Source organism: Streptosporangium sp. CA-115845 (assembly GCF_050943795.1).
In the GTDB taxonomy this organism is placed as follows: domain Bacteria; phylum Actinomycetota; class Actinomycetes; order Streptosporangiales; family Streptosporangiaceae; genus Streptosporangium.
Genome location: NZ_CP191988.1, coordinates 6,483,046 through 6,507,864, shown reverse-complemented (window position 1 = coordinate 6,507,864; position 24,819 = coordinate 6,483,046). Strand labels below are relative to the sequence as shown.

Sequence of the window (24,819 nt, the reverse complement as noted above, 5' to 3'; positions counted from 1 at the left end):
TGGGATCTTGTGCCAGCGTCGCGGTGCACCCGGCAAAGAGATCGCCGAGGGCATGGAGGCGCCGGAACACTGGACGACCTTGGAAACACCCGATGGACGCCTGCTGGCGTTCGGCAACCAACTGATCGAAGTACATCTCTGGCTCCGTGAGGAGCTCGACGCGCTCCGCGAGAATGTCGAGGCCCACCTCGACGGCGGCGCACGGCCCCGCGAACTGCGGGCCCACTGCCTGACCTTCTGTTCCGCCCTGAACCGGCACCACACCGGCGAGGACGACGGCGCGTTCCCCACGCTCGCCGAGGAGTTTCCCGAACTGCGCCCGGTGCTGGACGAGCTGCGTCGCGACCACCGGCTGGTGGAGGACTCCCTCAGGAGACTGGAGGCGCTCGTCGGCGGCCTGGACCAGGAGACGGATCCGGTCAAGGTGCGCGGCGAGCTGGACAGCCTCGCCGCGCTGATGGAGACGCACTTCGTCTACGAGGAGAAACGCATCGTCTCGGCGCTCAACGCGCTGAACGTGCCGGGCTGGGATCGCTCCCGGCCCGGCTTCCTGCTCACCGACGACGAGGAGCGCTGATCGTCCCGTCCTGACCGGATAGGGAAGGACACGGAGTCGCTCCCGCTGTCCTCGCTCCGGCACCACGATCGTGCGGGCCGTCCTTGTCCGGAAAGCGACTCTATTGAGTTGGCTCGCCGGCACGGGCGGCCCGCACGGCCGGCTCGGAACGGACTCACGGAGAGATCCGTCCCGGGCCGACGTTTTTAGTAGTAGAGATAAAGGGCGAAGCGGGAGCCTTCGAGATCGCACCTGTAAGCCTGGACGATGCCGCCGTTGGTAATGGCTTGGAAACCGGTTCTGTTGCAGTCGTTTCTGTACTGGTAGTAGTCCGCGAGGTGCCAGGACGGGGCGGCCTGCGCGGAGGCCGCCGTGGTGGTGGCTGCGGCGGGGCCGACCATGGTGCCGAAGACGAGTCCACCGGCTATCAGCGCCGCTGTGGCCAGACGACGAGCTTTCATTTTCTTCCTGCCTTTCGTGAAGAAGCACCTGCCAGCCGAAAGGCGACTCCACTGAGAATCGCTTCCCGAGCACGTGCGATGTCCTGTCGGCAGAGTGTGTGATCATGCTTGGGAAACGCTTGCGAGCCGCTAGGAAGGCTGGTGGGACCTGTTCTGAGGTCAAATCTTTAGACGGGGTGAAGGATTCGGACCTGCCGCGCGTGTCTTGACCAACGAGGACCCCGGCCGTCGGGCCGCTTCGCCGGTGCCGATACTGGAACGGTGCTGAGCAGCCAACGCCTGCGGGTGCTTTTGGAGATCTTCAGGACGGGGAGCATCGCGGGAGCCGCCCGTGTCCTGCGGCTCTCGCCCTCCGCGGTGTCCCACCAGCTCTCCAAGCTGGAGGAGGAGGCCGGCGTGGGCCTGGTGGAGCGGGGCGCGCAGAGCCTGCGGCTGACCGCGGCCGGGCGGCGGCTCGCGACCCGGGCGCAGGAGGTGCTCGACATCATCGAGGCGGCGGAGAAGGATCTGCTGGCGCAGGCCAGGGCCGACGCCGGGCAACTGCGGATCGGTTTCTTCGCCTCCGCGGGATACCGGTTGCTGCCGCTGGCGCTGTCGACCTTCACCGCCCGCCACCCCGCCGTGGAGCTCGACCTGGTGCTCGGCCAGCCGCACGAGCTCCTGCCCGACCTGGAGCGCGGCGCGCTGGACGTCCTGGTCGTCTTCGAGCACGCGCTCGATCCCTGGAAGCCGCCGGAGGGGGTCGAGGTCACCCACCTGTTCGACGAGCCGCAGCTTCTGGTCGTGCCGCCGGGCCATCCGGCGGGGCAGCGGCAGCGGGTACGGATCGCCGACCTGGCCGGTGAGCCGTGGATCACCACGTACGGCACCGACATCCCGGTCTCGGTGCTGGAGCGTGCCAGCGCGCTGGAGGGGTTCAGCCCGATGATCCGCTGTCGCAGCGACCACTACGAGGTCACGCTCGGACTGGTCAGGGCCGGGCTGGGGGTGGCGCTGGTGCCCAGCCTCGGCGCGCAGGGGGCCTCGGGCATCCAGGTGTGCAGGTTGGACGGGCCCCACCTCTATCGCAGGATCGGCGCCGCCACCCGTCCGACCAATCCCAACCCGGCGCTGCGCTCCTTCATCGACTACCTGCGCGACGCCTCGGCCCAGATCCGTAACGCCCTGCGCTGACTCCTCGACGATTCGGCCGGACCTGGGATCGGATTCGCGGCGCCGGGCGTGGCGGAGACCCCGCGAGCCGGCCTTCCAGGCGGGGCGGGTGAGGGCTGGAAGAAGGGAGTGCGCATGTCGGCACCGGGCGAGAAACGCCGGGGGAAGTTACGGCGAGACGCCGAGCTCAACCGGCGCAAGATCATTGCGGCGGCGCACGAGGTGTTCCGTGAGCAAGGCGTGCGCGCCACCCTGGACGACGTCGCCGAGCGCGCGGGCGTCGGCGTGGGCACCGTCTATCGGCGCTTCGCCAACAAGGAGGAGCTCGTCGACGCCCTGTTCGAGGACATGATCGACAATGTCGAGGCGATGTTGCACGAGGCCACTCTCGGCAAGGACGCCTGGAGCGCGCTGACCAGCGCTCTGGAAAAGGTGTGCGAGCTTCAGGCTTTCGATCGCGGGCTGCGCGAGGTGATGCTCGGCACCGGGCGGGGGCCCCAACGCCGCGACCAGGTGCTGAGCCGCATCGCCCCCGCCGCGGGCGACCTGCTGCAACGCGCCAAGGACGAAGGCGCCCTGCGGCCGGACGTGCAACCTTGGGATATGCCGATGATCCAGCTGATGGTGGCCGCGATCAGTGAACACACCGGGCACCCGAACCTGTGGCGGCGCTACCTGCGTCTCATCCTTGATGGCCTGCGGACGCGGCCGGACACCGGCGCCGATCTTCCGAATCCGATCACGGACGAGCTCCAGCTGCTCGTCGCCCTCGACGACGCCAGCGCTCTGCCGGCCCAGCTACGGGACCGCCCGGACCGCCGCTCAGGCGGCGCGTCGTAGTCGTTGCGCGCCACCCGCAGCGACGTTGTGCGCGCTGGGCACGGATGAGATCGGCCAGGCGGGCGAGCGTGCGGTTCGACAGCGGAATTGCGGCGGGATGAGGCGGCAACTACTGGCGACAGCGGGCGGGGCTCGCCCAAAGACCAGTTGATAGCGCCTTTGCACGCCGCCCTGGCGATCGCCGGTATGACCGGCGGGCGCCAGGGCGGCTCGCCCCGCCTCTCGGTCAGCGGCCGGGAGGCAGACCGGCCAGGCGGCCGATGGCCAGGCCGGCCTGGCGGGCACGCTCCACCAGGGCGTGCTCGCCGCCGGCGGGACCGCTGGCCAGTACGGCGTAGCCGATCCGGCGCCCGGCACCGATCATCACACCCACGTCGGCCCGCACCCCGACGTCGGTGCCGGTCTTGTTCGCCACCCACACCGTCCCGGCGGGAACGGAGCCGGGGATCTCCCGCTCCTCCGGCTCGCTCGGCAGCAGGGCGGGAACCAGGCTCCGGTCGGTGTTGCAGGCCATCCAGCCCAGCAGGAGCCGGGTCCACTCCCGCCGGCCGTCGAGCCCGGCCGCGAACCGGGCGAGCTCGCCCGCCGTGCCGACGGCGAAGGTCGGCGGGTGCGAGGGCAGGCGCGGCTCGCGGATCCGGTCGAGGATCCGCGTCCGCGCGAAGCCGAGCGCGGCGGCGCCCTCGGCGACCCGGTCCAGGCCGAGCCGGCGCAGCAGCGCGTTGGTCGCGGTGTTGTCGCTCACCGACGCGGTGAGCACGGCGAGATCTCCGATCGCCCAGCGGCGGCCGGACAGGACGCCGAGGAGCCCGGAACCCCCGCAGCGGTCATCCTCCCGCAGCTCCACGATCTCGGCGGGATCGAGCTCTCCCTCGGCGATCCCGCGCGCCACCACGGCGAGCAGCAGCAGCTTGCCGACGCTGGCGAGGGGCAGCTCGGTGTCCTCGTGGACGGAGATCAGCCCCGGCACCGACACGGCCACCCTGGAGATCACCGCGGCGGCGCCGCTCTCACCCGGCAGGTCGAACTCTGTCATCGCCTCATCCTTCCCGAGGTCAGCGTCACCGTCGATCACGTGGCCAGCACCTTCCCAGGCCGGGCGCCGGTCTGGGCACCGTCGCGGATCACGCGCTCACCGGCGACGATCACCGAGTGGACTCCCGTCGGCGGGACCAGCGGCGCGGCGAAGGTGGCGCCGTCGGCGATCGAGCCGGGGTCGAAGACGACCAGGTCGGCATGGGCGCCGTCACTGATCACGCCGCGCCCGGTCAGCCCGAACCTGGCCGCGGCCATGCCGGTCATCTTGTGCACCGCCGTCTCCAGGTCGAGCAGTCCCAGTTCCCGGGTGTAGTGCCCGAGCACGCGGGGGAACGTCCCCGCCCAGCGCGGGTGGGGACGGCCGCCGGGCTTGGGCACGCCGTCGGAGCCGATCATCGAGTACGGCGCGGTCAGCACCCGCCGTACATCGTCCTCGATCATGGAGTGGCTGATGATCGTGACCTCGCCCTGCTCGGCGACGAGCAGGGCGGCGGCCACGTCGAGGGGGTCCTGGCCGCGGGTGGCGGCCAGCTCGGCGATCGTGTGCCCCTCCGTCTCGGGGTGGCGTGGCGCGCAGGCGATCGAGATGCGGTCCCAGCCGCCGTTGCCGACGGTGTTCTCCCAGCCGGGGACGCCCTCGGCGATGGCTCGGCGCATCCGGTCGCGCTGGCCGGGGTCGGCCAGCCGCGCCATCAGCGCGGACAGCCCGCCGTCCGAGGCCCAGGGCGGGAGCATCGCGCCCAGCGCCGTGCTTCCCGCGGTGTAGGGATAGACGTCGCAGGTCACGTCCATGCCCTCGGCCCGCAGCCCGGCGATCCTGGGCAGGGTGCGCTCGGTGCGTCCCCAGGCGTACTTGCCCGCCGTCTTGTGGTGGGAGACGTGCAGCGGGGCACCGCTCCTGCGCGCGATCTCGACGGCCTCCTCCAGAGCCTCCTCCACGCGTGACATCTCATCGCGCAGGTGGGTGACGTACGGCTTGCCGTGCCCGGCCGCGACGGCGGCCAGCGCGACGACCTCGTCGGTGCTCGCGTAGGTGCCGGGGGTGTAGATGAGCCCGCTGGAGAGCCCGGCCGCGCCCGCCGAGAGCGCCCGGTCGAGCAGCGCGCACATGGTCTCCAGCTCGCCGGGGGTGGCGGCCCGATCGACGGGGCCGATCACTCCGGCGCGGAGCGTGCCGTGCCCGACGAGGGAGGCGAGGTGGTTGGCGCGGGGCACGGCCGCATGCGCGGCGGCGAACTCGGCGAAGCCCTCGTACATCCCGACATCGCCGCCGAAGTAGACCCGGCTCTCCGCGCGCATCGCGGCCAGCCGTTCCGGCAGGGCGGGGAAGAGACTGGAACCGCAGTTGCCGCAGATCTCCGTGGTGACACCCTGCAGGACGGCGGCCTGGACCATGTCGCCGCCCACCTCCCCGTCGATCAGGGTGACGCCGTCGGAGTGGGTGTGCACGTCGATGAAGCCGGGGGCGACGACGAGGCCGGTCACGTCCTCGGTGTGGCGGGAGCCGGCCGGGGTTCCCGGGGGCAGCAGCGTGAGGCGACCGGCGAGGACGCCGACGTCGGCGGGGCGGGCGGCATCGGGTGCCGCCGTACCGTCGACCACCAGGCCGCCTCGGAGCAGCAGATCGAAATGGGGGATCACAGGACCTGTCCGAGGAAGGTGCGGAAGCGTTCGTGGCGCGGGTTGGCGAGCACGTCGCGGGGATGGCCCTGCTCGACGATCACCCCGCCGTCGATGAAGACCAGGTTGTCGCCGACCTCGCGGGCGAAGCTCATCTCGTGGGTCACGACCATCATCGTCATCCCGCTGACGGCCAGGTCCCGCATGACCGCGAGCACCTCCTGGACCAGCTCGGGGTCGAGCGCGCTGGTCGGCTCGTCGAAGAGCATGAGCTTGGGGTCCATGGCCAGACTGCGGGCGATCGCCACGCGCTGCTGCTGGCCGCCGGAGAGCTGGGCGGGGTAGTGGTCCGCGCGGTCCGCCAGGCCCACCCGTTCCAGCAGTTCCAGTGCCCTCTTTCTGGCGTCCCCCTTGGAGACGCCCTTGACGACCACCGGGCCCTCCATGACGTTCTCCAGCGCCGTGCGGTGCGGGAAGAGGTGGAAGCGCTGGAACACCATGCCGATGTCCTGCCGCTGGCGGCAGAGCCGGGCGGGGCTCAGGTGGTGGAGCCGGTCACCCTGTTCGGCGTAGCCGATCAGGTCGCCGTCCACCCGGATGCGGCCGGAGTCGATGGTCTCCAGCCGGTTGACGCAGCGCAGCAGTGTCGACTTGCCGGACCCGGACGGGCCGACGACGCAGACCACGCCGCCTACCGGCACGTCCAGGCTGATGCCGTTGAGCACCTCGACGGAGCCGAAGCGCTTGCGCACCGAGCGGATGCTCACCATGGGCTCGGCCATCAGACGTTCCCCCTGCTGAACGGCCGCAGGTTGCGGCGGACCCTGACCTGCAGCGTGTGGTGGCCGCGCTCGAACCGCTTCTCGATGAAGTGCTGGCCGACGCTGGCGATGGTGGTGAGCACGATGTACCAGATGGAGGCCACGACGAGCAGCGCGATCACCTCGAAGTTGCCGAGGTAGATGCGCTGGGAGACGGTCAGCAACTCGGCCCCGGCGATGACCGAGACCATCGAGGTGGTCTTGAGCATCGAGATGAACTGGTTGCCGGTGGGCGGGATGATCACCCGCATCGCCTGGGGAAGCACCACCCGGCGAAGCACCTGCCGGTGCGACATGCCGAGCGCCTCGGCCGCCTCGCGCTGGCCGGGGTCCACCGAGCGGATGCCCGCCCGGACGATCTCGGCCATGTAGGCGCCCTCGTTGATCGCCAGACCGAGCAGGGCCGCGGTGAAGGGCGTGATCAGCTCGTTGGCCTGCCACTCGATCAGCTTGGGGCCGTCGAACGGCACGCCGATGCCGAAGGAGGGGAAGACCAGCCCGATGTTGAACCAGAAGATGAGCTGGACCAGCAGCGGGGTGCCGCGGAAGAACCAGGTGTAGAGCGCGGAGGCGCCCCGCAGCACGGGGCTGCCGGACAGCTGCATCACCGCGGCGAGGATGCCCAGCGCCAGGCCGATCACCATCGACAGCACGGTGAGCTGGATCGTGACCCACAGGCCGCCGAGGATCCTGCCGTCCATCAGGTACGCGGCGATGACGTCCCAGTGCAGGTTCTCGTTGATGATGATCGTGTAGGCCAGCCAGACCAGGACGAATCCGGCGACCGCCGCCGTGATCCACCGGCCCGGCCGCGGCGGGCGGAGCGCGTCGATCGGCAGGTGCGGATTCTCGGTGTCCGCGGCGGTTCTGGTCACTTCCACGGCTTGGTGTTGACCGTCACCTCGGGCACGGCGTTGCTCGCGACGCCGTACTTCTCCAGGACCGCCTGGTAACCGCCGTCGGCGGTCAGTTCCTGCATCGCCTTGGCCACGGCGTCGCGCAGCGCGGTGTTGCGCCGGTCGATTGCGATGCCCCAGGGACCGGCGTCGTACTGCTCGGACAGCACGTCGTACTTGCCGGTCTCCTTGGCGTACATCGCCGCGACGGGCGAGTCGACGATGGTGGCGACCGCGCGGCCGGAGTCGATGCTCAGCAGGCCGGTCGGCGCGTCCTCACTCTGCATGATCTGCATCTTCTTGGCGCACTTCTCGTCCTGCCGCTGCCCGATCGCGAGGTTCGAGCTGCCCTTGGCCAGCACGACGGTACGGCCGCACAGGTCCTCAAGGGTCTTGATGCCCTCGGGGTTGCCCTTCTTGACCATGATGGCCCCGCCGGCGTTGAAGTAGTCGACGAAGTCGACGGCCGCGCGGCGCTCCTCGGTGTCGCTCATCGAGGACATCACCACGTCCCACTGGCCTGCCTGCAGACCCGGGATCAGGCCGTCGAAGGCGGCGTTGGTCACCTTGGCCTTCAGGCCGAGCTTGGCCGCGATCGCCTCGGCGAGGTCCGGGTCGACGCCGGTGAGCTCCTGGGTACCCGGCTTGTACATCTCCATCGGAGGGTAGCCCTCCGAGGTCGCCATCCGGAGCTCGCCCTTCTTGCGGACGGCCTCGGGCACCAGGTCCTTGGCGGTCTTGCCGGCCGCCGAGCCGGCGTCCGAGCCGACGTCGGTTCCCGACGACGAGCGCCCGCAGCCGCCGGCGAATGCCGACACCGCCAGCGCGACAGCGATGACCGAATATAGGCGCTTTGTCATGAAATCTCCTAGTTTGCGAATAGTTGAGTTTATGGTGGCGACGGGAGGTAACGGCCCCAACACAGGTGAATGCTTGCGAGCCTTGGCATCGAAAACTTCGCTGCTAAGACCGGACAAAAGCCATCAGTCTCTACCTTCGACACCATGACCTTGGTGATGGAGAACGGCTGGCCGCGCACTGCGGCATGGACCGGCGGGGAACTCCGCATCGGCGGGATCGGCGTGCGGGAGCTCGCCGCCGAGTTCGGCACGCCCGCCTACGTCCTCGACGAGGAGGAGTTCCAGGACCGCTGCGCGGAGTGGCGGGAGGCGCTCCCCGACGGGGAGGTGCACTACGGCGGCAAGGCCTTCCTCTGCCCCGAGGTGGTGCGCTGGCTGGAGGCGGCCGGACTCTGCCTCGACGTGTGCACCGGGGGCGAGCTGGCCGTGGCCCTGGCCGGGGGCATGGACCCCGCGCGGGTGGTCTTCCACGGCAACAACAAGTCGGTCGCCGAGCTGCGCCGCGCCGTCACCTGGGGCGTCGGCTGCGTGGTCGTGGACTCCTTCACCGAGATCGAGCGCCTGGCCGCCCTCGCGGACGAGGCGGGGGTACGGCAGCGCGTGATGATCCGGGTCACCCCCGGGGTGGAGGCGCACACCCACGAGTTCATCGCCACCGGGGGCGACGACTCGAAGTTCGGGTTCTCGCTCAGTGCCGGACTGGCGGCCGAGGCGGTCCGCCGGGTCCTGGCCACCACCTCACTGGAGCTGACCGGGCTGCACTCGCACATCGGCTCGCAGATCACCGACCTGGGCGGTTTCACCCTGGCCGCCCGCCGGATGGCCGACTTCCTGCTGGCCTGCGAGCTTGAGCACGGCGTGACGATCCCCAAGCTCGACCTCGGCGGCGGCCTGGGCATCGTCTACCGGCCCGGCGACCCGGTCCCGCCACGCCCGGCCGAGGTGGTCGCGGCGCTGCGTGCGGCCGTACCCGCCCGGGTGCGGCTCGCCGTCGAGCCGGGCCGCTCGATCGCCGGACCCACCGCCGTCGCCCTCTACGAGGTGGGCACGGTCAAGGAGATCCCCGGTGTCAACACCTACGTCAGCGTGGACGGCGGGATGAGCGACAACCCGCGCCCCGCCATGTACGGCGCCGCCTACACCGCGCTCCTGGCCTCCCGCTCCTCGGACGCGCCCCCGCGTGAGGTCACCGTGGTCGGCAAGCACTGCGAGAGCGGCGACGTGCTCGTCCGGGACCTGCCGCTGCCCGCCGACGTACGGCCCGGCGATCTGCTGGCGATCCCCGCCTCGGGGGCCTACCAGCGGTCGATGGCGAGCAACTACAACCATGTGACGCGGCCCCCGGTGGTCGCCGTCCGCGACGGGGTCGCCAGGGCGATCGTGCGCCGGGAGACCGAGGAGGACCTGCTCCGCCTCTACCTGCGCTGACGAGTACGGGGCCGGGGCTGGACGCCACCCGTCTGACCGGCTCAGACCACGGCCGGGCCCTCGCTCCGCGAGCGGCTCAGATATCCGTCCGGAGCGGCGTTTCGAAGCGGGTCAGCCAGGTGGCGAGGAGTGATTCGAGGTGTGCGGCCTCTTCGGGGGTCAGCTCGTCGAGGAGGCGGCGTTCGTTGCGCATGTGCTCGGTGAACGCCCGGTCGATCAGCTCCTTGCCCGCGGCGGTGAGCGCGACCACCCGGCCGCGGCCGTCGCTCTCGCTCGGGCGACGGGTGACCAGCCCGTCACGTTCGAGCCGGTCGACGCGTTTGGTCATCGCGCCGGTGGTGACCATGGTGAAGGCGGCGAGCTCTCCGGGGGCGCGCTCGAACGGCGCGCCGCCGCGCCGCAGGGTGGCGAGGACGTCGAACTCTCCCTCCCCAAGCCCGTATCGCCGGTAGACGACGCAGAGCTGTTCGGTGAGGTGCCCGGCCAGGCGGTGCAGGCGCCCGATCACCCCCTGCGGGCTCACGTCCAGGTCCGGCCGCTCGCGAGCCCATTCCTGCTGGATGCGGGCTACATGATCCAGAGGTTCGCTCATGTCTGGAGTATAGCTTCCATGGAAGCTATATTACCTTCCATGGAAGTTAATTTTCGCTGGGCATTGGTCACGGCGATGGCGCCGATCGCGTGGGGGACGACCTACTTCGTCACCCACCGGTTCCTCCCGCCCGGCTACCCCCTGTACGGGGCGGTCATCAGGGCGCTGCCCGCCGGACTGCTGCTTCTCCTCATCGGCAGGAAGCTTCCCCGCGGGGCGTGGTGGTGGAAATCCCTGGTCCTCGGCACCATCAACATGAGCGCGTTCTTCGCGCTCGTCTACCTGGCGGCCCAGCTGCTTCCGACGAGCATCGCCTCGACGATCATGGCGACGTCGCCCGTCGTGATGATGCTGCTGGCCTGGTCACTGCTCTCGGAGCGCCCGAAGGTCCTGCACCTGACCGGAGCCGGCGTCGGCATCGCGGGTGTCTGCCTCATGCTGTTCACCGGCGCGGCCGCCGTCGACCCCCTGGGCGTGCTCGCGTCCGTCACGGCCATGGTGCTGTCGTCGTTCGGCTTCGTGCTGGCCAAGAGGTGGAGCGCCGAGGTCGACGTGCTGTCGTCGACCTCGTGGCAGCTCATCGCCGGGGGCGTCGTCCTGCTGCCCTTCGCCGTCGCGGTGGAGGGCTCGCCGCCGAGCCTGGACGGACCTGAGATCCTCGGGTTCGGTTATCTCAGCGTCATCGCGACGGCTCTCGCCTTCGTCGCCTGGTTCGCCGGACTGCGGCACCTGTCGGCGGGAACGGTGGGACTCGTCGGGTTGCTGAACCCGGTGACCGGGGTGCTGCTCGGCACGACGATCGCCGGAGAGGTGCTCACCGCACAACAGCTCTGCGGGCTGATGCTGACCCTCCTCGGCATCCTCCTCGGGCAGCCCGTCGCGGCCCGCCTCGTCGCGATCAGGCGGCAACGAGACCGGGAAAGGCCGACAGAGCCTGCCCGGCGTCGAGAACGAGCCGGCCGCTGACGGTGCCGTGCGGCGGCGGATGGGCGGGGAGGGCGGGCGCAGGGTGTGCCGGGCCGGGTTACCTCTGACCCGCGACGTCTCCACGGCAGGCCGGACGGATCAGCTGAACGCACGGCCGTACGGCGGCGCCGGGGGAAAGCCCGGCGCCGCGAGTGCGTACGCCTCAGGTCGGCAGCGCGTACTCCCGGAGGAGGCCGATGACCTTGCGCATCCACGCCGGGTGGGCGGGCCACGCCAGGCCCGAGACGAGGTTGTCGTCGATCACGACCTCCTCGTCGACGTATTTGGCGCCGGCGGCCTCCAGATCAGCGGCGATGGTGGGCCAGCCTGTCGTACGGCGGCCCTGGAGGGCTCCGGTGGCCGCGAGGATCAAGGGGCCGTGACACTGGACTGCGATCAGCTTCCGCTCGGTGACGAAGTGGTCGACGATGCGCCGCACATTCGTGTCGTAGCGGAGGTACTCCGGTGCCCGCCCGCCCGGGATGACCAGGGCGACGTAGTCTTCGGGCCGCACGTCGGCGAAGGCGATGTCGGCGTCCCCCAGGCGCCCGAGACAAGTTGCTCTCCTGCGCCCGTGAACCATAGGCCACGAGCTCGGGGAGGCGGACACACTAGGTCCTGTGTCTGACCTGTGGAAAGTGATGATTTGTTTGGCTTTACCCATCTTGCTGGGGGGATGCGGTGACGGGTCTCGGCCTGAGCGCCAGTCGGCCACTTCGGCCACGCCCACGGTCGCCCCTCCCTCGGCCACGCCTCGTGCGGCCGAGGGGAGGGCCGATGACGTCAACGGTGACGGTCGCGCGGACCTGGTCGTCGAAGTCGACCTGCCCCGCGCGAACGTGCACGATCTCGTGATCGTCCACGGCTCCTCGCAGGGCCTGGACCAGCGGGAGCGGACGGTCGTCTCGTCTAAGACGTTCTGGTCCTGGTTGATCGACGTGGGTGCCAGGGCCGATCTCGACGGTGACGGCTTCGGCGACATCCTGGGATACGGCCGGCCGAACGAGGCCGAGCGAACGCGTCCGCACATCTTCTGGGGCGGCCCGCGTGGCATCGATAGCGGGCTGCCGCCGACCCCGATCCCGCTGCCCGGCCGAAGCGACGTGGCGTCGTACCGTACAGTCGCCGGCGATTTCAATGGGGACGGCGCCGCCGACGTGGCGACGGCCACCTCCAGCAGCCGGAACGACACGAGCTTGACAATCCTGTACGGCCCATTCACCCGCGAGGGAGCCGCCAGTCGCGAGAGCGTCCAGCCGTCGCCGACCGGCGCGGAATTCTGGCGGATGACCGTGGACCGGATCGACGGGCGGCGGGCGACCAGGCTGATCGTGTACGAGAGCGACGACGGGGAGCAGACCTCCGGCTGGCTGCTCGACGCCGGGCCCGGCGGCCTGGCCAAGGAGGGGCGCAAGCTGCACAAGGGGATGGCGGCCGCGTTCGGCGACTTCGACGGCGACGGCACCAGGGACGTGGCCGTCGGCGACGATGGTGGCCGCAACGACGAGCCCGGCTACGAGACCGAGGCTCCCTCGGTCGACCAGACGCTGACCGTCTATTACGGGGATGGCCGTACCAAGGCGTTCAGAGGCACCGCGGGCCCGGCGGTCGCCGGCGATTTCAACGGGGACGGCCGGGACGACCTCGCCTTCGGCGGGGCGAACCGTCCGGTCCGGATTTTCTGGGGCGGCTCAGGCGGCCTGCGCGCCGGTGGCGGAATCGAGGGGGTGGGCCGGGCGGCCGCGCCGCTGGCGGCGGGGGACTACGACGGCGACGGCGACGACGAGCTCGCCTTGGCCACCCGTGACGACGGCTTCGCGGTCATCGTCACGGACGGCAGGAGAGTGCTGAGCCGGTTCGACCTGTCGCCTGGATGATCTGCGGTTTCCAGGCGCACTCCGCCGCTCCGCGGAGCGCGACGGCTTGCCCCAATCCCGGTCGCCGCACTGTAAGCATACGATTACTTTATGAAGTCGGCCGGTGAGGAGTCTTTGCCTGAGGGTGCGGTGCGATCAAGTTGGTTGCGCATGTTTCCCGGTGGGCGGCTCTGCCCGGGGCGATGGTGCGGGTTCTCGGAGTCGCGCCAGATCTGGATCCGGCCCCCCGTATCCGTACAGATTGCCAAATTTCTTGACTACTCATGGAATTTAGTAGATAGTCCGCTCCATGGCATTACGGCATGCGGTACTGGCGGCGATGTTGGACGGCGGATTCTCCGGCTACCAGCTCGCCAGGATCTTCGATGTGGGCGTGTCCAACTTCTGGTACGCCTTCCCGCAGCAGCTCTACACCGAGCTGGCGAAGCTGGAGAAGGCCGGGATGATCGCCGGCGAGCAGGTCATCCAGCTCGACCGGCCGAACAAGCGGATCTTCACGGTCACCCAGGCGGGCCTGGACGAGCTGGCCGCCTTCGCCGCCACCGCCTCCAAGCCGCTGTCGATGCGCGACGATCTGGCGGTGAAGGTCCAGGCCATCGACCATCTCGACCCGGCTCCCGTGCTGGCCCAGCTCGACGAGCGGGCCGTCGAGGCCGCCGCCAAGCTGGCCCTGTTCGAGCAGGGCATGCGCAGGCTGCGCGGCGACCTGGCTGAGGAGGAGTTCCTCCGCACGTCCCCCCGGATCGGCCCGTACCTGACCTATCTGGCCGGATGCCGCCTGGAGCGGGAGATGCGCGACTGGTGCCTGACCACCGCCGCCCTGCTCCGCTCCCGTATGGCGAGCCACCGCGAGGAGCAGCGATGACGCACTACAGCCGGTACGTCGCGCTGGGCGACAGCCAGACCGAGGGCCTCGGCGACGGTGACGAGGTCCGGGGCTATCGAGGGCTGGCCGACCGCCTCGCCGAGCACCTGGCCGGGGCGTCCCCGGAGCTGCACTACGCCAACCTGAGCGTACGAGGACGGCTCGCCTCGCAGGTCCTCGCCGAGCAGCTCGCTCCCGCGCTGCGGTTACGGCCGGACCTGGCCACGGTGATAGCCGGGATGAACGACCTGATCAGGCCCGGCTTCGACGCCCGCGCGGTGGCCGGGAGCCTGGAGGAGATGTTCGCCGCGCTCACAGGGGCGGGCGCGCACGTCCTTACGGTGACATTTCCTGACATCGGGAAGATCGCCCCCTTGGCTCGGCCGCTGCTGCCCCGCGTGCTCGCGCTCAACGAGCACATCCGCGAGGCCGCCGCCCGCCATGACGTCACCGTGGTCGACACCTTCCCGCACGCCTTCGCCACCGACGCCAGGATGTGGAGCTCGGACCGCCTGCACGCCAGCCCCCTGGGACACGCCCGGATCGCCGCCGCCTTCGCGCACGCACTCGGGCTGCCGGGCAGCGACGACACCTGGTCGGCTCCGCTCGACCCGGTCGCTCCACGGGGCCGCCTGCGCAGCACGGGGACGGAGGTCCGCTGGATCGCAGGCTTCGCCGGCCCGTGGATCTACCGCCGCATCCGGGGCAGATCCTCTGGCGACGGCCGCACCGCCAAGCGCCCCGACCTCGGACCTGTACTACTCCACGGTGAGAATTGACGTGCTCCTCCACATAAATGTGGAGGATTCCTGTGCTGCTTACGCAGCAGCTCGCAGCGCGGGTGCGGGCGAGACTGTGGAACAGGATGCTTGACGCTTCACAGGCCCCGGTATCCCGGAGTCTCCACGCCCTGTGACCGCCCGTCCGGCGGCAGAGTTGTACCGATGAAGCTGGTTTCGGGCGGCGTTGGTATCGGCGTTGCCGATCCATCCGCACGCCACGTTCTTGCACGCGAACCGCGACTGCGTTTCGCGTGATCCCGCGGTGGTGGTGTGACAGCGGTGACACTCTTGGCTGGTGCCGTGCGGGCGGACCCTGGCGACCAGACCGCCACGATCGGCGCTCTTGTAGGTCAGCAACTCCACCGCTCGGCCCCACGCCTCGCCCGCGATCGAGCGATTCAGGCCCCGCTTTTGGGCGACGTTGACCCCCGGCTCCTCCACGGTCCCACACGCCGAGGCCATCATGGTGGTGATTTTCAGGTCTTCGACCACGATCGCGCTGAATCGCCGCGCAAGGTCGGTCGTGCTCTGATGTTGCCAGTCGACGGCTCGGCGCTTGGCTGTCGCGCGGAGCCGGGCGATCTGGTCGTAGGTGCGGCGTTCCCGGTTGGAGACCGGGTCGCCTTTCTCGCGGGTGGCACGCTGACGGGCGCTTTTGCGCTCCAGACGCAAGAGCCGCTCGCTCTGCCCGCCGGTGAGCCATAGGCCGTGCCGAAGATGTTGCCCGGTGGACAGGGCCAGGGGGACCGTGATGCCCCGGTCGATGCCGACCTTCGGCCCGGTGTGCGCGACGGGGGCCGATACGAGCAGCTCGATACGGAAGACGATGTTCCACCCGTGGGCTTCTTTCACCAGGCGAGCCCCGGTGACTCTGCCCGGCGGTCCGCCCTTGGTGATGCCGGGCAGGTCTTTTGTCCACCGGAACCTCACCCGTCCGACCTTGGGCAGACTCACCGCGCCCCACCTGCGGTTGATCCGGCTGATCTGCAGGTCGCGGGCCTGGGGGACGTCCACGGCCATCCGGGATCGGGACCGAAACCGGCTCTTGAACGTCGGGCGCTTGGCCGGGTGGTCGGGGTTGAAGAAGTTCGCCCACGCCTGCCGGTAGGTTTTCAGTACGGCTTGCGCGGCCTGAGCGGGGAGTTGCCCCATCCACTCGATCTCGCGGCGTGCTTTTCGAATCGCCGCGTCGCACTCCTTCGGTGACGCGAACCGGCCCTGGCGGAAGGTCGTGAACTCATGGAGCACGTTCCACAAGGCGCGCGCGGTGTGGGCTTGACCGTCCAAAACGGCCATCTGGGCCGGATTGAGGTCGAGTCGCGCCACGTGCGCACGAGCCCGCTTCACCTTCTCCACACACTGATCATATCGTTTGGTTTATGTCACCGCGATGGAATCCGAACCCCGATGTGAGAACGGGACGACATGTCGTCTACAACCTCCACGCCCATTTGGTGTTCGTGACAAAGTACCGGCGTGGGGTGTTCACCGACGAGATGCTGATCCGCTGCGAGGAACTCATGCGCGAGGTATGCGCCGATTTCGAGGTCGAGCTGCGCGAGTTCAACGGCGAGCACGACCACGTCCACCTGCTGGTCCACTACCCGCCCAAGGTCGCCCTGTCCAAACTTGTCAACTCGCTGAAGGGGGTCTCGGCTCGGATGCTTCGTAAGGAATACAGCACACACGTCCGCGAATACCTCTGGGGCGGACATTTCTGGTCTGGCTCCTACTTCGCCGGGTCGGTCGGCGGGGCGCCGCTCACCGTGCTCAAACAGTACATCGAGCAGCAGAAACGACCTGTGTGAGTGAAGCTGCCGACAAATCCGAAAGGTCAGGGCACGCTCGCGCCCTGGCGGGCACTCCCGCGTGGGCCTTCACCCCCGGCGTGAACGCCAGAGCACTGGCCCACATTCTGGTAGACCGCATGGCGGGACTGTACGGTTTTCGGCTCTGGCTCACTTTCGGTGGTGACCGAGCGTGGTCACAGGTGATGAAGACGCGCTTGAGACGAATCAGCCGGCCAGAAGGGTGTCGTGGCGCGGTCCGGCGAGCAGGGCACGGGCGACCGCGCGGTCCCACAGGCGTCTGATGAGGAAACCGCCCAGCTCCGCGACCACGTCTGGATTTCGCAGCACCAATGCCGGGAACGCCCTCTCTTGTTCGATGGGCGAAGCATGGGCGAGTGCGGGCAGATCGGTCGCGGTGAGCGAGTCCCACGGAGAGCCTGACGTACAGAGGTCTCGGTAGTCGAGAAAGGCTACCGAGCAAGCCTCCCATATGCCGGAACTCTCAGTCGCCGGCTGACACAGGCGAGACCCTGAATCGTCTTGACGAGTCCCACAGGATCATGGCCGCGGTGTCATCCGCCCTTGGTCAAGCGCTCGCGGAAGCCGGCGAGCAGGGCCGCCAGGCCGAATTCGAAGGCGGCGTCGGCGCGGTTCTGGGGCGGGGACGCGTCCTTCGCGGCCATCAGGCGAGGATGGGCATGGGCGTCGGCCGACAGGTCGATCATCTGCTCCGGTGCCACCATGTCCAGTACGGACCCGAGCACGAACGACTCCAGCGCCGTCATCAGCCAGAGGACTTCGGAGAGCGGCCAGCCGGAATTCTCCAGCGCCACGACCACCTGCTCGTACTGGTCGAGCACCGCGGCGGTCTTGACCGGCGTGGTGGCCAGCAGTTTCACCGTGTTCGGATGGCGCGCGAAGACGGCCCGATAGGACCGGGCCCACTCGCCGAGCATCTGCTCCCAACCTGCCCGGTCCGGTATCGAGCCGCCTATCTCGGCAGCCAGCAGCCCGCGCACACCCTGGATCACCTGCTCGCGGTTGTCGACGTGGTTGTAGAGCGAGGCCATCTGAACGCCCAGTTCCTTGGCCAGTTTGACCAGGCTGAAGGCGTCGGAGCCCTCGCGGTCGAGCAGGTCGAGGGCGGCCAGGTAGATGGACGGAGCGCTGAGCAGGGTCCTGCGGGGGCGGCCCCTGCGGCGCGGCGGAGTGCTCATATCGACAGCCACATTAGGGCCTTCCCTTCGGGCTTCGGCAGGGCTAATCTCGGGCTAACTACATCCTATAGTTTTTGGAGTCAGGATGAGTGCACCCCCCACCCTTCAACGCGACGCCATCGGCACCAGTGACCTGGTGTTCTTCGTGGTGGCCGCGGCCGCTCCCCTCACCGTCATGGCCGGGGTCGCCCCGATCGGCATCGCCGTCGCCGGCCCTGGCGCCGTGGCCGGATACCTCGTCGCCGGGGTCGCCCTGCTGCTGTTCTCGGTCGGGTTCACCGCCATGAGCAGGCACATCAGCAACGCGGGCGCCTTCTACGCCTATATCGCCCAAGGTCTGGGCAAACCCGCCGGAGTCGGCGCCGCCCTCGTCGCACTGCTCTCCTACAGCGCCATCGGCATCGGCCTGTACGGCGCCCTCGGCTTCTTCGCCCAGACGACCATCGCCGACCTGACCGGGTTGGACCTTCCCTGGTGGTTCTGGGCCCTGGCCGGGGTCGCCGTGGTCTGGTTCCTCGGTTTCCGCCAGGTCTCCCTCGGGGCCAAGGTGCTCGGAATCGTCCTGCTGGCCGAGGTGGCCATTCTGGGCGTGCTGGCCGTCGCCGTACTGATCAAGGGCGGGCCGGAAGGATTCAGCCTGGCCCCGTTCAGCCCGGACAACATCTTCACCGGTGGCTTCGCCGGAGCCCTCGCCGTCACCTTCGGCGCGTTCATCGGCTTCGAGGCCACCGCCATCTACGGCGAGGAGGTGCGCGACGCCAGCCGCTCCGTCCGCAGGGCCACCTTCATCGCCGTCGGCTTCCTCGCGCTCTTCTACACCTTCATCGCCTGGATCGTGGTGACAGCCTTCGGCGCCGGCAAGATCACCGCGATCGCCCAGGACAACCCGCCCGCGCTCGTGTTCACGGCCACCAACGACTACGTGGGCGGCCTCGCGGTGAACGTGATGAACATCCTCATCATCTCCAGCGCGTTCGCCGCGATCCTGGCCTTCCACAACGCGGGCAACCGCTACTTCTACGCGCTGGGCCGTGAGCGGGTGCTGCCCGCCGTGTTCGGCTCCGTCCACCCGCGCACCCACTCGCCGTGGGTCGCCGGAGCGGTCTCCACGGCGCTGGCCCTGATCGTGGTCGTCGCCTTCGCCGTGGCCGGGCTGGACCCCTTCCTCAACCTGCTGGTCTGGCTCAACACCCCCGGCGTGATCGGGATCATGGCGCTGCAGGCCCTCTGCTCCTTCGCGGTCGCGGGCTTCTACCGGCGCAACCCCCAACTGCCCGGCAGCCAATGGGTCCGGCTCATCGCCCCCTTGCTCGGCGGGCTCGCGCTCACCGCAGGCTGCTACCTGGCGATCACCTACATCGACCTGCTCACGGCGGCGGGCACCGTCACCAACCTGATTCTCGTCCTGCCGATCCCCGTGATCTTCGTGATCGGCATCTTCGTGGCGCTGCGACTGCGCGGCACCAACCCCACCGCGTACGCACAGCTCACCACCACCGAGGTCGAGGAAACCGTATGAACGATAACGAACTGGGCATGAACCGTCGGATCACCCGGCGTGACTTCCTCGACGGCGTGGCCCTGACCGCGGGCGCACTGGCCGCGGGATCCATCCTCGGCCCCGGGACGGCACAGGCCGCCGCCGGCAAGCCGCACGGCGTCTACCCGCCCGCGCTGCTCGGCATGCGCGGCAGCCACACCGGCAGCTTCGAAGTCGCGCACGCCCTGCGCAGCGGCTCCTTCTGGAACACCGCCGGCACGCCCCAGGACACCGGAGAGGCCTACGACCTGGTCGTCGTCGGCGCCGGGATCAGCGGTCTGTCGGCCGCCCACTTCTACCTGCGTGACGTGAACCCGAACGCCAAGATCCTCATTCTCGACCCGCACGACGACTTCGGCGGGCACGCCAAGCGCAACGAGTTCCGCGTCAAGGGCAAGACCCTGATCGGCTACGGCGGATCACAGTCGATCGACTCGCCCAGCACCTACCCGCCCGAGGCCAAGCAGCTCCTCAGCGACGTGGGCATCGACGTGAACAAGTTCTATGAGTACTTCGACAGGGACTTCTACAAGCGCAACGGCGCGGGCGGCAGGGCCGTCTTCTTCTCCAAGGAGCAGTGGGGGCGCGACCACCTGGTGGTCGGCGGCGCCAAGATGGCCGACCGGCTGGCTGACGCGCCCATGGACGCGGAGTCGAAGCGGCAGCTCAGCGAGCTCTTCGATACCCCGACCGACTACCTGGCCGGCCTGAGCTCGGAGCAGAAGGTGGCGCGACTGAGCCGGCTCACCTACGGTCAGTTCCTGCAGCAGGTCGCCGGGGTGACCGGAGACGCCTACCGGTACATGCTGCGCTCGACCGCGGGCGGCGCGGGCGTCAACATCGACCAGTTCTCGGCGCTCGAAGCCGCTGCCCAGGGGTACACGGGCATGCGAGGGCTCAACCTCGACTTCTCCGGCGAGCCGTGGCCCGGCCTGAGCCACACGGGCAAGCGGTTCTGGTACTCGCAGGATCCCTATATCTTCCACTTCCCCGACGGGAACGCCTCGGTGGCACGCGCCCTGGTGCGCAAGCTCATTCCCGCCGCGTTGCCCGGGGGGACGATGGAGGACCTGGTCACCTCGGTCTGCGACTACTCCAAGCTCGACCAGCAGTCGTCCCGTACCAGGATCAGGTTGAACAGCACGGTCGTCCGCGCCACCCAGCAGGAGGTTCTCTACGTCTCCGGCGGCAGGCTCATGAAGGTGCGGACCGGAGGCGTGGTGCTGGCCTGCTGGAACGCGATGATCCCCTACATCGCGCCGGAACTGAGCGAGGCGCAGAAGGCGGCCGGGCGCGAAGCGGTCAAGTACCCCATGATGTACGCGAACGTGGCGCTCAGCAACTGGCGGGCCTGGCATCGCCTTGGGGTCAACTCGATCTCCTTCCCCGACGGCTACTGGCCGGGGGCCTCCCTCGACTTCCCGGTCAGCATGGGAAGCTACCGCTTCAACTCCAGCCCGGACGACCCGATCCTGGTGCACTTCGGCGCCGGGCTCACCGAACCCGGGATGTCGCCCCAGGCCGGCGCCAGGGCAGGGCGCGTCAAGATGTTCAGCGCCAGCTTCGCCGATCTTGAGCGGGGCATGCGCGACTCGCTCAACCGGGTGCTCGGACCGTCCGGGTTCAACCCGGCGCGAGACATCAGGGGGATCACCATCAACCGGTGGGCGCACGGCTACGCCCGCTACTACGGCCTGCCGTTCGACGCCGCTTTCTGGCCGGAGGGGCCGACCCCCGCCGACATCATCGGCACTCCCGTCGGCCGAATCACGGTGGCCTGCACCGACCAGGCCGCACACGGATTCGTGGACGGCGCCATCGAATCGGCCTACCGCGCGGTCCGTCACCTGGGCGGGCAGTCATAGACCTCGCAAAAGCCCGACCCGATGCTCGAAGGATATCGATGACAGCCGATCTGGTCCTAACCGAAACAGCGGTCCATGGTCACCCCGGCGCGGAGGCGGTAGCGATCTCGGGTGAGCGGATCTCCGCGGTGGGTTCCACCGCGGAGATCAGCGACCTGATCGGTCCGCACACGCAGGTGCGGTCGCTCCGGGGCCGCCTGGTCATCCCGGCGTTCCAGGACGCGCACGTACACCCGGTGATCGGTGGCATGGAGATGCTCCGCTGCGACCTCACCGGCCTGCGGAGCCGCGAGGACTGCCTGACCGCGATCGCCGCGTACGCCAGGGGCCGCGACGGTTGGATCACCGGTGGCGGCTGGATGATGGCGGCCTTCCCCGGCGGCACCCCGCTCGCCGCCGATCTGGACGCCATCGTGGCGGACAGGCCGGTCTTCCTGCCCAACCGCGACCACCACAGTGCCTGGGTCAACTCCCGCGCGATGGAGTTGGCCGGGATCACCGCGGACACCCCCGACCCGGGGGACGGGCGAATCGAGCGCGACGCCGGTGGAAGTCCGACCGGGGTGCTGCACGAGGGCGCGATGGCGCTGGTCGAGCGGCTGGTTCCGAAGCTTGGCCTCGAGGAGCAGGTGGAGGCGTTACTGGTCGCTCAGCGCCACCTGCACGCGATGGGTATCACCGCCTGGCAGGACGCGATCATCGGGGACTACCCCGGCGGCTCCGACCAGACCGCCGCCTACCAGGAGGTGATCTCCCGCGGTCTGCTGACCGCACGGGTGCGCGGCTGCCTGTGGTGGCGGCGCGATCGGGGGATCGAGCAGCTCGACCAACTGAGGCACCTGCGCGAACAGGCTCGGCCGGGGTTCGTGCTGGACGCTGTGAAGATCATGCAGGATGGTGTCTGCGAGAACTTCACCGCCGCCACCTTGAGCCCGTACCTGGGCGGACACGGCAGCGGGATCTCCTTCTTCGATCCGGCGGAGCTCGCCGAGGCGGTCACCGGACTGCACGGCGCCGGGTTCCAGGCGCACTTCCACACGATCGGGGAGCGAGCCGTACGAGAGGCGCTGGACGCGGTGGAGGCGGCGCTGAAGCAGCACGGTCCCCGGGACCTGCGCCACCATCTGGCCCACGTGCAGATCGTGCACCCCGACGATCTGCACAGGTTCGGCGAGCTGGGCGTGGGAGCGACCATTCAGCCGATCTGGGCCTACCACGACGACCAGATGACCGACCTGACGCTGCCGTTCCTGGGAGCGGAGCAGGCCCGCTGGCAGTATCCGTTCGCGGCGCTGGAACGGGGCGGCGCCCGGCTGGCGATGGGCAGCGACTGGCCGGTCTCCTCCCCCAACCCGCTGTACGGCATACACGTGGCCGTCAACCGGACCACCTACGACCCTGGAGCCGACCCGGCCAGAATGGCGAACCTGCCCTTCCTGCCCGAACAGCGGATCGGCCTGGAGAGCGCGCTGCGCGCCGCCACTCTGGGCTCGGCCTACGTCAACCACCTCGACACCCGGACGGGAACGATCGAGGTGGGCAAGGACGCCGACCTGGTCGTCCTGAACCACGACCCGTTCACACTCTCCCCGGCCGACCTGCACACCACGAAGGTCATGACCACCATCGCCAGGGGAACCGTGGTCCACGACTCCTGACGATCCCAACGGTCAGGACGTCCGGGCCCGTCCTGACCACCCGGGACTGTACGGTTTTCGGCTCTGTCGCAGATTCGGCTCTGGCTCACTTTCGGTGGTGACCACGCTCGGTCACCACCGAAAGTGAGCCAGAGCCGAAAACCGCAGCTCCACGGCCAACCACCCGCCGGCCGCCTACCTGACCTCTCAGGGCAGTACAACTAGTCGAAGTCGCCGGTCTTGATGCCGTTGATGAAGGTGGTCCATTGGGGTGCGGTGAAGAGGAGGGCGGGGCCGGTGGTGTTCTTGCTGTCGCGGACGGCGTGGCGTCCGCCGGAGAGCCGGGCGACCTCGACGCAGTTGCCGCCGTTGCTTGATGATCGAGTGGATTTGGTCCACGTCGCCGCTGCCAGTTCCCGGTTCAGGTCCATTGCTTGATCGTCTCCTTGATCAGCTTCAGGGATTCGCGCTGGGACAGTGCTTCGACGCGGATCGTCTCGTATCTCAATGCTAGGGCGGCGACCTCGTCAGGTCGATCGATTACCTGGCCTGTACCAGCCGAATCGATGTAAGCCGTGTTGATCACCCCTCTGCGTGTCTGGGCGATAGCGAATCCTCCGCTGAGGCCGGTTGTCGCGCGGGCTTCGATGGGGAGAATTTGGATTGCGACGTCGGGGCGCTCTCCCACTTCGGCGAGGTGCTGGATCTGCGCCGCCATCACGCCGGAGCCGCCGACAGGGCGGAGCAGGATGCCCTCGTCGAGGACCGCCCACAACATCGGGGGGTTCGTTCGGTTGAGGATGGTCTGGCGGTCCATCCGTGCCGACCCGAAACCTGATCCTCGACAGGCGCGGTGTGTACGTCTTCCCCGGGAAGAGCCGCCCCGATCCCGAACGGCAGGGGCCGCCGCCCTCCACGCCTGACGACACATGGCTGTGAGGTTCTCTCCAGGCCCGGCCCTCACCGTGGCGAGGCACCACCTGACCGATCCTCGCCATGACAAGATCCGCCGGGCAGGGCGATGGCCTGACCGCCCTGCTCACCTACGCCCGAGCGGGCGACACCATCGTGGTGCACACCCTGGACCGGCTGGGACGCAACCTTCGCGAAGTCCTCAGCCTCGTCCACGACCTGTCCGAACGCGGCATCGGTGTACGCTCCCTCGCCGACCCGCTGCCGATCAACACCACCGACGCCGGCATGGGCCGCATCGCCTTCCTGCTGCCGGCCCTGTTCGCCGAGATGGAACGCACCTTCACCGCCGAGCGCGCCACCCACGCCCGCGCCGTCGCCGAGAGCGCCGGCCGCCACATCGCGCATGCGGCCGACAAAATCGAGTACGCCCGCCTGCTGAAGGCCCAAGGCCATACCCTTGGCCAGGTCGCGGCCAAGACCGGCATCCCCAAAACCTCGCTGCACCGCTACCTCACCCCACAACCCGCAGGAGACGGATCGTGAACGCGGTTACCTCACCCTTGTCAGACCACCAGCACGACGGGCCTCCAGGTTGATGAGCCGACCGGTGTGGTTACTCGACGTCGACGGGGTGATCAACGTCTCCCGGCCCGGCTGGGGCGCCGCCCCACGCAGTGGCAATGCCTACTCCGCCGGCGATGCGTACCGTATGCGCTGGGCGCCGGCCCTGGTCGAACGTATCCGCACGCTGCACCACGCGGGCACTGCCGAGATTCGCTGGTGCAGCACCTGGTGCCCCGACGCCGACCAGGTGGAACGACTGTTCGCCCTACCCCGGCTGGACCGTGCCTGGTCCGATCACCTCACCGCCACCGCCGCGGCGGCGGCGAAACTCACCGCCGCACGCCAGGTCCTCGCCCAAGGACGACGCCTCATCTGGACCGACGACGTCGAAGTTCCCACCTCCGGGCCAGTGCACGACGAACTCACCAAAACCGGCCGAGCTCTGCTGATCGCACCCTCACCACGCCGCGGACTGCAGCCCGAACACATGGACGCGATCGAGGCATTCATCTAATAACTCCCGTGGATACCCCGGCC

The 24,819-nt window shown here is 69.1% G+C and carries 27 protein-coding genes; 14 read left to right on the top strand and 13 right to left on the bottom strand.

All coding sequences use genetic code 11. The annotated features are described in order from the left end of the window. Positions 1 to 7: 7 nt before the first annotated feature. Positions 8 to 577, top strand: a complete 570-nt coding sequence (locus ACQP0P_RS31410; RefSeq protein WP_433361494.1) for a hemerythrin domain-containing protein — start codon at positions 8 to 10, stop codon at positions 575 to 577. Positions 578 to 762: 185 nt separating this feature from the next. On the opposite strand, the gene ACQP0P_RS31405 is transcribed toward ACQP0P_RS31410, so the two are convergent. After that, a complete protein-coding gene (locus ACQP0P_RS31405) occupies positions 763 to 1,017 on the bottom strand; it encodes a hypothetical protein (protein ID WP_433361491.1) in 255 nt (84 codons plus the stop codon). 261 nt (positions 1,018 to 1,278) lie between these two features. Between ACQP0P_RS31405 and ACQP0P_RS31400 the strand changes: the two genes are divergently transcribed. Together ACQP0P_RS31400 and ACQP0P_RS31395 are read left to right on the top strand one after the other, a co-directional pair. After that, positions 1,279 to 2,190 (top strand): LysR family transcriptional regulator, encoded by a 912-nt coding sequence (locus tag ACQP0P_RS31400; RefSeq protein WP_433361488.1) that lies wholly within the window; start codon positions 1,279 to 1,281, stop codon positions 2,188 to 2,190. Between the two features lie 114 nt (positions 2,191 to 2,304). Then, on the top strand, positions 2,305 to 3,009 hold the full coding sequence (locus ACQP0P_RS31395) for a TetR/AcrR family transcriptional regulator (protein ID WP_433361485.1): 705 nt from the start codon (positions 2,305 to 2,307) through the stop codon (positions 3,007 to 3,009). Positions 3,010 to 3,235: 226 nt separating this feature from the next. On the opposite strand, the gene ACQP0P_RS31390 is transcribed toward ACQP0P_RS31395, so the two are convergent. Genes ACQP0P_RS31390 through ACQP0P_RS31370 form a run of 5 tightly spaced genes read right to left on the bottom strand, consistent with a single transcriptional unit; the run spans position 3,236 to position 8,244 of the window. Next, positions 3,236 to 4,045 carry a serine hydrolase gene (locus ACQP0P_RS31390; RefSeq protein WP_433361482.1) on the bottom strand — a complete coding sequence of 270 codons (810 nt, stop codon included), beginning with the start codon at positions 4,043 to 4,045 and terminating at the stop codon, positions 3,236 to 3,238. Positions 4,046 to 4,080: 35 nt separating this feature from the next. Continuing rightward, positions 4,081 to 5,688 carry an N-acyl-D-amino-acid deacylase family protein gene (locus ACQP0P_RS31385; RefSeq protein WP_433361479.1) on the bottom strand — a complete coding sequence of 536 codons (1,608 nt, stop codon included), beginning with the start codon at positions 5,686 to 5,688 and terminating at the stop codon, positions 4,081 to 4,083. Continuing rightward, positions 5,685 to 6,449 (bottom strand): amino acid ABC transporter ATP-binding protein, encoded by a 765-nt coding sequence (locus ACQP0P_RS31380; RefSeq protein WP_433361476.1) that lies wholly within the window; start codon positions 6,447 to 6,449, stop codon positions 5,685 to 5,687. The genes ACQP0P_RS31385 and ACQP0P_RS31380 overlap by 4 nt, the downstream gene beginning before the upstream one ends. After that, entirely contained in the window at positions 6,449 to 7,369 is a 921-nt protein-coding gene (locus ACQP0P_RS31375) for an amino acid ABC transporter permease (RefSeq protein WP_433361473.1), read from the bottom strand. The genes ACQP0P_RS31380 and ACQP0P_RS31375 overlap by 1 nt, the downstream gene beginning before the upstream one ends. Beyond that, the gene (locus ACQP0P_RS31370) at positions 7,360 to 8,244 is read right to left on the bottom strand and encodes an ABC transporter substrate-binding protein (RefSeq protein WP_433361470.1); all 885 of its coding nucleotides are present in this window, start codon (positions 8,242 to 8,244) and stop codon (positions 7,360 to 7,362) included. Before ACQP0P_RS31370 ends, ACQP0P_RS31375 begins: the two co-directional genes overlap by 10 nt. 144 nt (positions 8,245 to 8,388) lie before the next feature. Between ACQP0P_RS31370 and lysA the strand changes: the two genes are divergently transcribed. Continuing rightward, the gene (gene lysA, locus ACQP0P_RS31365) at positions 8,389 to 9,672 is read left to right on the top strand and encodes a diaminopimelate decarboxylase (protein ID WP_433361467.1); all 1,284 of its coding nucleotides are present in this window, start codon (positions 8,389 to 8,391) and stop codon (positions 9,670 to 9,672) included. A 76-nt stretch (positions 9,673 to 9,748) separates the two neighbouring features. Here the strand turns inward: lysA and ACQP0P_RS31360 are convergent, their stop codons facing one another. After that, positions 9,749 to 10,264, bottom strand: a complete 516-nt coding sequence (locus tag ACQP0P_RS31360) for a MarR family winged helix-turn-helix transcriptional regulator (protein ID WP_433361464.1) — start codon at positions 10,262 to 10,264, stop codon at positions 9,749 to 9,751. A 39-nt stretch (positions 10,265 to 10,303) separates the two neighbouring features. Between ACQP0P_RS31360 and ACQP0P_RS31355 the strand changes: the two genes are divergently transcribed. Continuing rightward, positions 10,304 to 11,230: an EamA family transporter gene (locus ACQP0P_RS31355; RefSeq protein WP_433361461.1), complete on the top strand. Its 927-nt coding sequence runs from the start codon at positions 10,304 to 10,306 to the stop codon at positions 11,228 to 11,230. A gap of 163 nt (positions 11,231 to 11,393) precedes the next feature. On the opposite strand, the gene ACQP0P_RS31350 is transcribed toward ACQP0P_RS31355, so the two are convergent. Continuing rightward, a complete protein-coding gene (locus tag ACQP0P_RS31350; protein WP_433361458.1) occupies positions 11,394 to 11,813 on the bottom strand; it encodes a DJ-1/PfpI family protein in 420 nt (139 codons plus the stop codon). A 67-nt stretch (positions 11,814 to 11,880) separates the two neighbouring features. On the opposite strand from ACQP0P_RS31350, the gene ACQP0P_RS31345 reads away from it, so the two are divergent. From ACQP0P_RS31345 to ACQP0P_RS31335, 3 genes are all read left to right on the top strand, one after another. Beyond that, a complete protein-coding gene (locus ACQP0P_RS31345; protein WP_433361455.1) occupies positions 11,881 to 13,107 on the top strand; it encodes an FG-GAP repeat domain-containing protein in 1,227 nt (408 codons plus the stop codon). Between the two features lie 289 nt (positions 13,108 to 13,396). Then, the gene (locus tag ACQP0P_RS31340) at positions 13,397 to 13,972 is read left to right on the top strand and encodes a PadR family transcriptional regulator (protein WP_433361452.1); all 576 of its coding nucleotides are present in this window, start codon (positions 13,397 to 13,399) and stop codon (positions 13,970 to 13,972) included. Next, a complete protein-coding gene (locus tag ACQP0P_RS31335) occupies positions 13,969 to 14,751 on the top strand; it encodes an SGNH/GDSL hydrolase family protein (protein WP_433361449.1) in 783 nt (260 codons plus the stop codon). Before ACQP0P_RS31340 ends, ACQP0P_RS31335 begins: the two co-directional genes overlap by 4 nt. 39 nt (positions 14,752 to 14,790) lie before the next feature. On the opposite strand, the gene ACQP0P_RS31330 is transcribed toward ACQP0P_RS31335, so the two are convergent. Continuing rightward, positions 14,791 to 16,110, bottom strand: a complete 1,320-nt coding sequence (locus tag ACQP0P_RS31330) for an RNA-guided endonuclease InsQ/TnpB family protein (RefSeq protein ID WP_433360630.1) — start codon at positions 16,108 to 16,110, stop codon at positions 14,791 to 14,793. A 23-nt stretch (positions 16,111 to 16,133) separates the two neighbouring features. Here ACQP0P_RS31330 and tnpA point away from each other — a divergent pair, with 23 nt between their 5' ends. After that, positions 16,134 to 16,562, top strand: a complete 429-nt coding sequence (gene tnpA / locus ACQP0P_RS31325) for an IS200/IS605 family transposase (RefSeq protein WP_433360634.1) — start codon at positions 16,134 to 16,136, stop codon at positions 16,560 to 16,562. A 207-nt stretch (positions 16,563 to 16,769) separates the two neighbouring features. Here the strand turns inward: tnpA and ACQP0P_RS31320 are convergent, their stop codons facing one another. Both ACQP0P_RS31320 and ACQP0P_RS31315 read right to left on the bottom strand, forming a co-directional pair. Next, complete coding sequence (locus tag ACQP0P_RS31320; protein WP_433361446.1) at positions 16,770 to 16,892, bottom strand: hypothetical protein; 123 nt, start codon at positions 16,890 to 16,892, stop codon at positions 16,770 to 16,772. A gap of 224 nt (positions 16,893 to 17,116) precedes the next feature. Continuing rightward, positions 17,117 to 17,761, bottom strand: coding sequence for a TetR/AcrR family transcriptional regulator C-terminal domain-containing protein (locus tag ACQP0P_RS31315; RefSeq protein WP_433361443.1), 645 nt, complete (start codon positions 17,759 to 17,761; stop codon positions 17,117 to 17,119). 85 nt (positions 17,762 to 17,846) lie between these two features. Between ACQP0P_RS31315 and ACQP0P_RS31310 the strand changes: the two genes are divergently transcribed. The 3 genes from ACQP0P_RS31310 to ACQP0P_RS31300 are packed head-to-tail and all read left to right on the top strand — an operon-like array spanning position 17,847 to position 22,824. Further along, positions 17,847 to 19,280, top strand: coding sequence for an APC family permease (locus ACQP0P_RS31310; protein WP_433361440.1), 1,434 nt, complete (start codon positions 17,847 to 17,849; stop codon positions 19,278 to 19,280). Then, entirely contained in the window at positions 19,277 to 21,166 is a 1,890-nt protein-coding gene (locus ACQP0P_RS31305) for an NAD(P)-binding protein (RefSeq protein WP_433361437.1), read from the top strand. The genes ACQP0P_RS31310 and ACQP0P_RS31305 overlap by 4 nt, the downstream gene beginning before the upstream one ends. Before the next feature lie 38 nt (positions 21,167 to 21,204). Next, positions 21,205 to 22,824 carry an amidohydrolase gene (locus ACQP0P_RS31300; RefSeq protein WP_433361434.1) on the top strand — a complete coding sequence of 540 codons (1,620 nt, stop codon included), beginning with the start codon at positions 21,205 to 21,207 and terminating at the stop codon, positions 22,822 to 22,824. Between the two features lie 200 nt (positions 22,825 to 23,024). On the opposite strand, the gene ACQP0P_RS31295 is transcribed toward ACQP0P_RS31300, so the two are convergent. Both ACQP0P_RS31295 and ACQP0P_RS31290 read right to left on the bottom strand, forming a co-directional pair. After that, on the bottom strand, positions 23,025 to 23,234 hold the full coding sequence (locus tag ACQP0P_RS31295) for a DUF397 domain-containing protein (protein WP_433361431.1): 210 nt from the start codon (positions 23,232 to 23,234) through the stop codon (positions 23,025 to 23,027). After that, a complete protein-coding gene (locus tag ACQP0P_RS31290; protein ID WP_433361428.1) occupies positions 23,225 to 23,620 on the bottom strand; it encodes a DUF5753 domain-containing protein in 396 nt (131 codons plus the stop codon). Before ACQP0P_RS31290 ends, ACQP0P_RS31295 begins: the two co-directional genes overlap by 10 nt. Positions 23,621 to 23,799: 179 nt before the next feature. Between ACQP0P_RS31290 and ACQP0P_RS31285 the strand changes: the two genes are divergently transcribed. Continuing rightward, positions 23,800 to 24,261, top strand: coding sequence for a recombinase family protein (locus tag ACQP0P_RS31285; RefSeq protein ID WP_433361425.1), 462 nt, complete (start codon positions 23,800 to 23,802; stop codon positions 24,259 to 24,261). Between the two features lie 64 nt (positions 24,262 to 24,325). Then, entirely contained in the window at positions 24,326 to 24,796 is a 471-nt protein-coding gene (locus ACQP0P_RS31280) for an HAD domain-containing protein (RefSeq protein WP_433361422.1), read from the top strand. Positions 24,797 to 24,819: the final 23 nt, after the last annotated feature.